This is a genomic window from Negativicoccus succinicivorans, assembly GCF_018373335.1.
Lineage (GTDB): Bacteria > Bacillota > Negativicutes > Veillonellales > Negativicoccaceae > Negativicoccus > Negativicoccus succinicivorans_A.
In genome coordinates, this window is record NZ_JAHAHH010000049.1 from 1 (window position 1) to 10,173 (window position 10,173).

Annotated in this window: 10 protein-coding genes and 1 tRNA gene; 1 reads left to right on the top strand and 10 read right to left on the bottom strand. The window is 55.5% G+C overall.

Annotated features, from left to right (window positions below; genetic code table 11):
• The 6 genes from KH813_RS04690 to KH813_RS04715 all read right to left on the bottom strand — a co-directional run.
• On the bottom strand, positions 1–814 hold an 814-nt coding region (locus KH813_RS04690), incomplete at its 3' end, for a PD-(D/E)XK nuclease family protein (protein WP_369694436.1).
• A gap of 81 nt (positions 815–895) precedes the next feature.
• Positions 896–2,095, bottom strand: a complete 1,200-nt coding sequence (locus tag KH813_RS04695) for an MFS transporter (RefSeq protein ID WP_303993864.1) — start codon at positions 2,093–2,095, stop codon at positions 896–898.
• A gap of 164 nt (positions 2,096–2,259) precedes the next feature.
• Positions 2,260–3,663: an FAD-dependent oxidoreductase gene (locus tag KH813_RS04700; RefSeq protein ID WP_303993867.1), complete on the bottom strand. Its 1,404-nt coding sequence runs from the start codon at positions 3,661–3,663 to the stop codon at positions 2,260–2,262.
• Positions 3,664–3,681: 18 nt separating this feature from the next.
• Positions 3,682–3,757 (bottom strand) — tRNA-Arg (locus tag KH813_RS04705).
• A 68-nt stretch (positions 3,758–3,825) separates the two neighbouring features.
• Complete coding sequence (gene ychF / locus KH813_RS04710; RefSeq protein ID WP_303993870.1) at positions 3,826–4,932, bottom strand: redox-regulated ATPase YchF; 1,107 nt, start codon at positions 4,930–4,932, stop codon at positions 3,826–3,828.
• A 19-nt stretch (positions 4,933–4,951) separates the two neighbouring features.
• Positions 4,952–5,977, bottom strand: coding sequence for a hypothetical protein (locus KH813_RS04715; protein ID WP_303993873.1), 1,026 nt, complete (start codon positions 5,975–5,977; stop codon positions 4,952–4,954).
• A 165-nt stretch (positions 5,978–6,142) separates the two neighbouring features.
• Between KH813_RS04715 and KH813_RS04720 the strand changes: the two genes are divergently transcribed.
• Positions 6,143–7,114 carry an AEC family transporter gene (locus tag KH813_RS04720; protein WP_303993876.1) on the top strand — a complete coding sequence of 324 codons (972 nt, stop codon included), beginning with the start codon at positions 6,143–6,145 and terminating at the stop codon, positions 7,112–7,114.
• A gap of 47 nt (positions 7,115–7,161) precedes the next feature.
• Here the strand turns inward: KH813_RS04720 and KH813_RS04725 are convergent, their stop codons facing one another.
• The 4 genes from KH813_RS04725 to KH813_RS04740 all read right to left on the bottom strand — a co-directional run.
• Positions 7,162–7,866, bottom strand: a complete 705-nt coding sequence (locus KH813_RS04725; protein ID WP_303993880.1) for an ABC transporter ATP-binding protein — start codon at positions 7,864–7,866, stop codon at positions 7,162–7,164.
• Position 7,867: 1 nt separating this feature from the next.
• A complete protein-coding gene (locus tag KH813_RS04730) occupies positions 7,868–8,632 on the bottom strand; it encodes an ABC transporter ATP-binding protein (RefSeq protein WP_303993883.1) in 765 nt (254 codons plus the stop codon).
• Entirely contained in the window at positions 8,610–9,578 is a 969-nt protein-coding gene (locus tag KH813_RS04735; RefSeq protein WP_024048069.1) for a branched-chain amino acid ABC transporter permease, read from the bottom strand. Before KH813_RS04735 ends, KH813_RS04730 begins: the two co-directional genes overlap by 23 nt.
• A partial coding sequence (locus tag KH813_RS04740) for a branched-chain amino acid ABC transporter permease (protein WP_303993889.1) occupies positions 9,578–10,173 on the bottom strand: 596 nt, incomplete at its 5' end. The genes KH813_RS04735 and KH813_RS04740, both read right to left, overlap by 1 nt.

Below are 10,173 nucleotides of genomic sequence, written 5' to 3' on the forward strand. Positions count from 1 at the left end.
GTGTGTCCGTCAAACCGATTTCGGTAATCTTCGCAAAGGCGTGATGCGCCGCTTCGTAAATTTTCCAGGAGCTGTGCCAAAGCGATGTCGGCGCCGTCGCCTGCAGCGGATCTTCCGGCGGCAAAAGCAAGGTCATGACGGCATGTTTCGCCCGCTTCATGACCGCTTCGACAATCGTCCAGTCGCGCGGCAGAAATTCGAGGAAGCCGTCCACCCAAATGGATGCTTCGGCAAGGTATTGCGACGTTTCAATAGCGCGCAACAGATTTTCCGTTTGCGCTTCATAATCGGGAAAATGCTCCGCCAGATATTCCTGATAGGCTTGCGCCAACAACGCCGTGTCCCGCAGTTTATTGCCGAGCGCGGGGGTCGCTTCCTCCGCCGCCCGGCGCAAATCGTCCGGCTCTAATTGGTAATGACCCAATTCCTGCAGCTGGTGATCAAACACTTCGGTGAAATGCGGTTGCCGCGCCGCGCGGGCAAGCGTCGTAAACGCATCGCCGTGCGCAAGCAGTAAACGTCGCAAAATAATTTGGCGCCCGAGCACGGGCAAGCCTTTGCCGCCCTGCGTGCCCTGTTCATCAAAGATGCGATACGCGAGCCGCGCGAAACCGAGCACTTCGATATTGCCGAAACCGCGCCCCGGTAAATACGCGGCAAGTTCCCGCTCCACCGTGTACGTCGCCGCGTCGGGCACCAGCAAAATGCAGCGTTCGAGCGGATGCGCCGCCGCATGTTCTTCAAGCGCTTTGAAGCACCGCATCGTCTTACCGCTGCCGGCCCGTCCGAGCCATAATTCGATTGCGTCTGCCATAGCTCCTCCTCTTTGTTTTATTATAGCAAAGGCGCGCGCCGCTTTTATTTTTTGTATAAAAAAACCGGAGATCTCTCCGGTTTAAAAATATTTCTGGATATATTTTTCAGACAATTGCGTATACACCATGACCGTGATCAGGAAAAAGGCGAGTGCGGTCGACCAAAAGACCGAGCTCAGGCCCAACGTCATCGCCAGGTAGCCGGACACCATCGGTCCGAATACGTTGCCCATCAAGGAAAAACTGGACGTGACGCCGAACGCGATGCCGCGCTTTTCATCCGGCACGGAGCGCGCAATGATCGCATTCGCGCTGGGCATCAAACAGCCGATCGCCGCGCCGTTGAAGAAGCGGAATAACCCGAGCCACCAGACATTCGGCGCGAAATATTGGGCGATGAAAAAAAGTCCTGCCAGAAACGAGCCGATCAGCAACACTTCGCGATGACTCAACCATTGGATGATGCGTCCCATGTTGAGCGATGTCGTCGCACTCGCGACGCCGCCGATCGCCAAAATGATCCCCGAGATGCTGGCGAGCACCGCGGTATCACCCACCATGCCTTTCACGTACAGCGGCAAAATCGGCCCCAAACCGGTCAATGCGAAATTGACGAAAAATTGAATCAGCATCATCAGGCGCACAATCGGCAGAGAGAAAAAGTAACCCACATTTTTAATGATGGATTCTTTCGCCTTTTGCGGCTTCGGCTGAAAATCTTCGTGAATAAATCGGCGCGTCACGAAGTAGCCCAAAGCCAGCAGCGCCGCGAAGCAAAGAAAGGTTTCACGGTAACCGATGATATCCGCGAGAATCCCGCCGAACACCGGACCGATCGTCGCCCCGAGGACGATCCCCGTCTGGTACGTGCCGAGCGCGTACGTCGAATATTTTTCCGGCGTGATGATCGCCACCATCGCCAAACCCGCCGCGATAAAACCGCCCACGCAACCTTGAATGGCGCGCAGCAGCAGCAGCTGAAACGGTGTCTGAACCAATGACATCAGCGCCAGCACCGCCGTAAGCGCCGCTAAAATTTGCAGTAAAATTCGTTTGTGGCCTTTACGATCGCCGTACGCGCCCCAATACGGATTGGCCAGCGCCGCCGTAAAGCTCGTCACGCCCGTGATCAGACCGGCCCACATGCCGGCCGCGCCGGGATCCGTCACCCCGAGTTCGTGTACAAATAACGGCACAAAGGAAATCAGTCCGATAATCGATGTTCCCGCCAAAACTTGCACCGCGACCAAATAATATAAATTTTTGCGCCATAATTCCATCGTATTCCTTCTTTCTTCCGTGATTCTGTCATTCGTAACGATTCATTCGTTTCGTTGTATTTAGACGCATTTTATTGTAATCACGCAGACTTTTATTATATCACAAAAACTGCTTCGAAAAACTTTCTTTTTCGAAGCAGTTTTCTTTGCGCATATTCATGCTTTTATTTCGCGGGTGTGTCCGGACTCTTCGCCGTCTCTTTTTGACCTTCGGCAGCTTTTTGGGCGGCGGCGAGCTTATCCATATAAGCCGCCATGCCCTGCGCGGTCTTTTTCGCTTCGCGCATCGCCAACACCACGGTCGCCGGACGATGCACGATGTCGCCCGCCGCAAATACGCCCGGCAAATTCGTCGCGCCGTAGTACGGCTCTTTTCGCACCTGAATATAGCCGGCGTGATCGTTTTCGAGACTCGGCAAACTCGCCCGCAGCAAGGTGCTCGGCACATGCCCGACCGCGATAATCACTTTGTCCACGGGAATTTCCTTGCGTGTGCCCGTGCCGCGCAGCTCGCCCAAGTCATTGATCGCCTGCTCTTCGTAAATAAAGGCGTCGACTTTTTCATGCCCCGCCACACCGATCGGCGCCGCCAAAAATCGGAATTCGACGCCTTCCGCCGCCGCCGCTTCGTATTCCGACGGCAGACAGGCCATAAATTCCTGCGTGCGTCGATACGCGACCGTGACTTTCCGCGCGCCCGCGCGCAACGCCGTACGCGCCGCATCCATCGCGACATTGCCCGCGCCGATCACCACCACGCGATCCTCGCGCTGAATGACAAACTCTTCTTTCGTCAGTTGATGATCCGCCAGCGCCTGCGCCGCATGCAGCACATCCATCGCCTGCAACACGCCCGGCAGATCATCATTTTGCAACGGCAAGTCCCGCGGTTGCGTCGTACCGACGCCGAGAAAAACAGCCTGATAACCGTCCGCCTCTAAATCCGCCAACGTAAAATCCTTGCCGAATGTTTGGCCGCAAAGAAATTTCACGCCCATGGCGGTCAGCCGTTCCGTTTCAAAACGCACGACCGCTTTATTGATCCGAAACGAAGGAATCCCGTGCAGCAACACGCCGCCCGGTTCGGCCGCGCTGTCGTACACGTCGATATTATAACCGAGTTGGCGCAAATCGTTGGCCACCGTCAAGCCGGCCGGCCCCGAGCCGATGACCGCCACCTTTTCTTTTTTGCGCGGCAGTCGACGCGGCGTGTTGAGCATCATCGCATTCGCCACATCGCCGATAACGCTTTCAATCAGACCGATTTTCACCGGCTGATGACGCCGATTTAAAATGCAATGCCCCTGGCATTGATTTTCGTGCGGGCACACGCGTCCGCAGACGGACGGCAAATTACTGCGCTCATTGATGATCCGAATCGCCGCGCCGATATTACCGACGGCCAGTTCAGCGATAAATTCAGGGATTTCATTACCGATCGGGCAACCGGTCCGGCAGGTCGGACGCGGGCAATGCAAACAGCGTCGCGCCTCCACAATCGCCTGCGCCAAATCTTCCATGGTCACGCGAACCCGATCCGTCGCCAACGGAAATACCGTAGGTTTCATAATGCCTCCCAAAATGATTGGTGCGCCCAAGATGATTCGAACATCCGACACGCGGTTTAGGAAACCGCTGCTCTATCCCCTGAGCTATGGGCGCATGCTAAATATCACTGCAGCCGCCGCCCCGCGAACCATGTCGCGGACGGCGCGGCCAATTTTTTTTATTTATACGTTAAACCGGAAATACGTAACGTCGCCGTCACGCATGACGTAATCTTTACCTTCGAGTCGCAGCACGCCTTCTTCACGCGCCTTGGCCATCGAACCGGCCGCGATCAAATCATCGTAAGAAACGATTTCCGCGCGAATGAAACCGCGTTCGATATCCGTGTGAATTTTACCCGCGGCCTGCGGTGCTTTCGTGCCTTCGACAATGGTCCAGGCGCGGCATTCGTCGCTGCCGGCGGTGAAAAAGTTAATTAAGCCGAGAAGCGAGTACGCGGCTTTGATCAAACGATCCAGACCCGCTTCCTCCTCGCCCAAATCCTCCAGGAAAACTTTCGCTTCCTCCGGGCTGAGCTCGGCGATTTCCGCTTCGATCGCGGCGGAAATCGTGACCCATTGCGCGCCTTCCGACTCCGCCAATTCTTTGACGCGCACGACGTGCGAATTCGCCAGCGGATCGGAAATTTCATCTTCGCCGATGTTGGCGACATAGAGTACCGGTTTGCGCGTGAGCAAATTCAATTCGCGAATCAGTGCTTCCTCTTCCGGCGTCAGTTCCACCAGACGCGCGGGCTTGCCTTCGCTCAAACACGCTTCGACTTTAAGCAACACATCGAGTTCCGCTTTCGCTTCTTTGTTGCCGGATTTCGCGACTTTTTCAATTCGCTGGCGGCGTTTCGCCACCGCGTCCAAGTCGGCAAGCCCCAGCTCCGTCATAATAATTTCAATATCGCGCAGCGGATCAATCGAACCTTCCACATGCGTGACATTTTCATTTTCAAAGCAGCGCACGACTTGCGCGATCGCGTCCGTTTCACGAATATGCGCGAGAAACTGATTGCCGAGGCCTTCGCCCTTTGACGCGCCCGCCACCAGACCCGCGATATCGACGAAGCGCATGACGGCGGGAATGCGCCGTTCCGGCTGAAACATTTCCGTCAGCACATCGAGTCGCGCATCGGGAAGTTCCACGATGCCCACGTTCGGTTCGATCGTGCAGAACGGATAGTTCGCCGCTTCCGCGCCCGCTTTGGTAATCGCGTTAAATAACGTCGATTTACCGACATTCGGTAAACCGACAATGCCTACCTGTAAATTTGTACTCATACTTACCTCACTCTATTCTTTATGCCTGCGTTAAGCGCAGTTGCGCAAAGGTCTCTCCCGCGCCGCCGTACACTTCGCCCGCCACGAGTTCCGTCGCGGAAAAGGCTTCGTGCCGCGGCAGATCCTGCGCCGCCAGCCACAAATACGGTAACGTCGGTTCTCCCCAATAGGGAATCCCGTTCGCCTCGAGCTCATCGCGAACGGTTTTCTGGCGCGCGGCATACGCTTCCAACGTCGCGCTCCACTCCGTTTGCCCCGCGTCGCTCAACCACGCATGCAGTCCCGCGAGCAAGAGCGGCGACACGTCGGGCGCGCCGAGATACTTGCGCACGACATCCGCCGCCGGATACGCATGTTGGTCCGAACGATCGGCCGCAAACTCATCCGGCACAATGACCGCCGTTAACCCCGGCAAACCGAGCGCGGCGAAATCATATACGGTCAGCACGCATGATGCGGCCCCGTCGATCGCGTAAAACGACTGCGCCTCCCTTAAATACGGCGCAAAACTGGCGTCGGCAATCAGCGTCAGACCCGACTGCTCGGCGTAACGCACCCAACGCAACTGATCGCGCGCGGTCAGCGCGACCCCCGTCGCGAGTGACGGCTGCGCGATATACAACAATCCGGGTTCATGCGCCGGCAAACCGATGCGCCAATCGATTTCATCAAAACCGCTGATATATTCCACGCCGCGATAGTAACCCGCGTCCCAGTCGCCGGTATGACCTTCCGCCACCTGGCGATCAAAAATAGTCAGCTCGTCCGGCTCGGTGACGGCAAAAATATGACCCGCTTCCCAAAGCGTCGCCAATTCCTCTTTACGGATGCCGAAGCGAATCGCGGCGGGCGTAACGGCTGCGCCGTGCCGTTGTAAATACGCGGCAAAAGCTTCCTGCAGCGCGATAAGCGAGGGCGCCGGCGCGCCTTGGATCGTTTGCGAGAGCGCGTCCGTTATCGTTTTTGTTGTCGGCAGTCGCCAAACAGGCGGCCTGTCATAACCGCCTTGCGCGCGTAATCGCCATACCGTTTTCTTTAACTGCACCCGCTCACCCCGTCATCCAATCCCGTGCCGCAAAGGCACCCCTCAAAATAGTTTCGCACTGTAATGATACTTTATCTATTTTACCATATGCGCTGACCTGTCGTGCGACCGCCGCCCACATTTTCTTATTTTGTGCTATTCTAACAATAACAAGGGAGTCCAGCGATGGAAATTATTCATATTTTAGTGTACAACATGTTGCCGCTGATTGGGATCGCCGCGCTCGGCTATTGGCTGGACAGCATGTTTCCGATTGATGTCAAATCTTTAACCAAATTAACGTTTTATATCATCTTACCTTCGTTTATTTTCCGCAGCATTTTCCTGATGCCGTTCGATGTCGGCATGATGGTTCTGTTCGCGGCGGGCGCGTTACTGTTTCTGCTCCACAGTCTGTTCGCCACCGGCGTCGCTAAACTGCGCGGCTATGACAGCGGCATGCGGGAGGCGTTTCGCATCGGCACGATGTTCAGCAACTGCGGTAACGTAGGCGTCTCGATGATCACGTTGATCTATTCCAATCCGCCGTTTACCAAGGGCCTGGAAGCGCCGTATCATGATGCCGCGATGGCCGCCATCACCGTGCTTTTGATCTTGATGAACGTTTCCGTCAACACCATCGGCCTGTACTTGGCCGGCAAGGGTCGCATGACGGCGCGCGACGCGATGTTGATGGTACTGCATATGCCGACATTGTACGTCATTTTCGGCGTCATTTTTTGCAAATGGCTGGCGCTTCCGGTAGACATCTGGTTCGTTTGGCCGATGCTTTCCATGGCGGCGAAATCATTGCCGTTCATCGCGATGGTGACGCTGGGCATTCAGCTGCACCGCACGACATTGACTTGGTTCAACCCCGATGTGTGGCTCGCGATCTTCACTCGTCTGATCCTCGGTCCGCTCTTTGCGCTCGCGATTATTTACACGTACGGTCGTTTCGATCCTCTGACCTCGCAGGTATTTTTGATTTTCTCCGCCGTACCGAGCGCCGTCAACAGCGTCATGTTCGCCGTCGACTTCGACAACTATCCCGGTTATGCTACGCAAGTCGTCATGCTCGGGTTTGTCATGAGTTGTTTCACGCTGACCTCAGTGATTTATCTGGCGCGCTTTCTCTTTCCCATACCGATGTGGTAAAAAACATCAAAAAAGACCGTTTCACGTGAAACGGTCTTTTTTCGTGTTCAGCCTCCGAGATACGCCGCGCGTACGGCTTCGCTCCGCATCAGTTCCTGACCCGGTCCTTCCAACGTGATCTTGCCGGTTTCCAGAACGTATGCGTAATCGGCGATCGACATCGCCATATGCGCATTTTGCTCGACGAGCAAAATCGTGGTGCCCTGCTCATTGATATGCTGAATAATATCAAAAATTTCTTTGACGAATAACGGCGAAAGTCCCATGGACGGTTCGTCCAAAAGCAGCAGCCGCGGCCGGCTCATCAACGCGCGCCCCATCGCGAGCATTTGTTGTTCACCGCCGGAAAGCGTACCTGCCAACTGTTTTTTACGCTCCGCCAGACGCGGGAAACGTTTGAAAACCAGTTCCATGTCGTGAGCGACGCCGTCTTTATCTTTGCGTGTGAACGCGCCGAGTTCGAGATTTTCCAAAACGGTAAGCGGCGCGAAAATGCGGCGCCCTTCCGGCACCTGACTGATCCCGCTGCGGACAATCGACTGCACATTTTTCTTCGTGATGCTGTCGCCTTCGAAAGTGATGTCGCCGACTTTAGGCCGCAGCAGGCCCGAAATCGTCCGAAGCGTCGTGGATTTGCCGGCGCCGTTGGCCCCGATGAGAGCGACGATCTGTCCTTCCTTCACGGATAGGCTCACGCCTTTCAAGGCATGGATGGCGCCGTAGTACACGTGAATGTCATTGACTTCGAGCATCTTATGCCTCCGCTCCCAAATAAGCCTTGATAACGTCCGGATTGTGGCGAATTTCATCCGGTACGCCATGCGCTAAAATTTTACCGTAGTCCAGTACATAAATCCGTTCGCAAAGTTGCATGACCAGACCCATATCGTGTTCGATCAAAAGAATCGCCAGGGAAAATTCATCACGCAAGCGCCGAATTAATTGCGTCAGCTCCGCCGTTTCCTGCGGATTCATCCCCGCCGCGGGCTCATCCAAAAGCAGCAAACGCGGTTTGGTCGCCAACGCGCGCGCGATTTCGAGACGGCGCTGTTCGCCGTAAGGCAAGTTGCGCGCCAGTTCGTCGCGTTTGGCGTCAAGATTGAAAAGTTGCAATAGTTGTAACGCCCGCGCTTCGATCGCTTCTTCTTCACGACCGTAGCGACCGACGCGCAATACGCTTTCCAAAAGCGAATAACGCGCGTGCAGGTTGCAGGCGATTTTGACATTTTCCAGTACGGAAAGATCGCCGAAAAGACGAATATTTTGAAACGTTCGCGCGATCCCCGCCGCGGTAATCTGGTACGGTTTTTTACCGACCAGCGACTGTCCGTCAAAGCGAATCTCGCCCATGCTCGGACGATACACGCCGGTCAAGAGATTAAACGCCGTCGTTTTCCCGGCGCCGTTCGGACCGATCAGACCGATCAATTCGCCCGCGTCAATATGTATCGTAAAGTCCTGCACGGCTTTGATACCGCCGAAAATTTTAGCGACACTAGTCGTTTCTAAGAGCGCCATGACGGTCACCTCCCTTGCCCCACTTCGGCAGGAACGAGGTCAGTTCCTGGTTGCCGAACAGGCCTCGCGGCCGGAACATCATCAAGAGGATGAGCATCAGCGCGTAAATGATCATGCGGAATTCCGGATAATCCGAAAGCGCCGCCGTGAGAAATGTCAGCATCACCGCGCCGACCACCGAGCCCGTCATACTGCCGAGACCGCCCAGCACGACCATGGTGAGGTAGTCGTACGATTTCAGGAACGTAAAGCTCGACGGGTGCGCGATGGAAAAGTAATGCGAGAAAAGTCCGCCCGCAAGTCCGGCAAACAGCGCGCCGATCGTAAACGCGAGCACCTTGTAGCGCGTCGTGTGGATCCCCATCGCTTCCGCGGCGATCGCGTTTTCACGCACGGAGATGCAGCCGCGACCGTAGGTCGAATTAATCATGTTTTTCAGCACATACAACGTGACCAACATCATCAGGAACACCCATGAAAAAGTGGTTTCTTTCGGGATTCCCGTCATGCCGGACGCGCCGCCGATCGCTTCGATGTTCAAAATGCAAACGCGGATAATTTCCCCCATGCCGAGCGTCGCAATCGCCAGGTAGTCCCCGTCCAGCCGCAACGTCGGAATACCGATCAGAAAACCGATCGCCGCCGCGGCGAGACCGCCCGCTAACAGACTCACGGCAAAGGGCCAGTCATAAAAGACGGTGCCGACGGCGGAGACATACGCGCCCACCGCCATAAAGCCCGCGTGACCGAGCGAAAATTGACCGGTGATGCCGTTAATCAGGTTCAGGCTCGCCGCCATAATAATGTTGATCGCAATCACGACCACCTGCAGCCGCCAGAAATTCGGCAAAACTTTTTCTTCGACGAGGAAGTAGAAAACGGCGTAAAGAGCGAGCGCCAACACCCACCAAAGGGCGTCGTATTTACGTTTTTTGGCTATCATCATTACACCTTTTCCCCTTCCACTTTGCCCAGTAAGCCGGTCGGCTTAATCAGCAAAATTAAGATGAGAATACCGAACGCCGCCGCGTCGCGGAATGTCGAGGAAATAAAACCACTCACGAGCGCTTCCACGACACCAAGGATCAAGCCGCCAAACATCGCGCCCGGCACGATGCCGATACCGCCCAAAACGGCGGCGACGAAAGCTTTCAGACCGGGCATGATGCCCATCAGCGGATCAATCGAGTTATAGTAGACGCCGACGAGCACGCCCGCCGCGCCGGCGAGACCCGAGCCCAACGCGAACGTAAACGAAATGACGCGATCGACATGGATGCCCATCAGCTGCGCCGCTTCCGTATCAAACGAAACAGCGCGCATGGCTTTGCCCATCGTCGTGTATTGCACAATGTAGGTCAATAACGCCATCAGCACCAGCGCGGACACCAAGATGACGATTTGCTGCAGACTGACCACGATCGGCCCGAGATTGTATGTCGTATTCTCAAACACCGGCGGAAACGTGCGCGGTTGCGGTGTCAGGAAAAACATCGTCGTATATTCGATCAGCAAACTGACGCCGATCGCCGTAATCAACA

Coding starts and splice junctions, on each gene's coding strand:
- ychF (WP_303993870.1), bottom strand. CDS start 4,932: ATGAGTACAAATTTACAGGTAGGCATTGTCGGTTTACCGAATGTCGGT.
- KH813_RS04735 (WP_024048069.1), bottom strand. CDS start 9,578: ATGATGATAGCCAAAAAACGTAAATACGACGCCCTTTGGTGGGTGTTG.
- KH813_RS04695 (WP_303993864.1), bottom strand. CDS start 2,095: ATGGAATTATGGCGCAAAAATTTATATTATTTGGTCGCGGTGCAAGTT.
- KH813_RS04700 (WP_303993867.1), bottom strand. CDS start 3,663: ATGAAACCTACGGTATTTCCGTTGGCGACGGATCGGGTTCGCGTGACC.
- KH813_RS04730 (WP_303993883.1), bottom strand. CDS start 8,632: ATGGCGCTCTTAGAAACGACTAGTGTCGCTAAAATTTTCGGCGGTATC.
- KH813_RS04725 (WP_303993880.1), bottom strand. CDS start 7,866: ATGCTCGAAGTCAATGACATTCACGTGTACTACGGCGCCATCCATGCC.
- KH813_RS04720 (WP_303993876.1), top strand. CDS start 6,143: ATGGAAATTATTCATATTTTAGTGTACAACATGTTGCCGCTGATTGGG.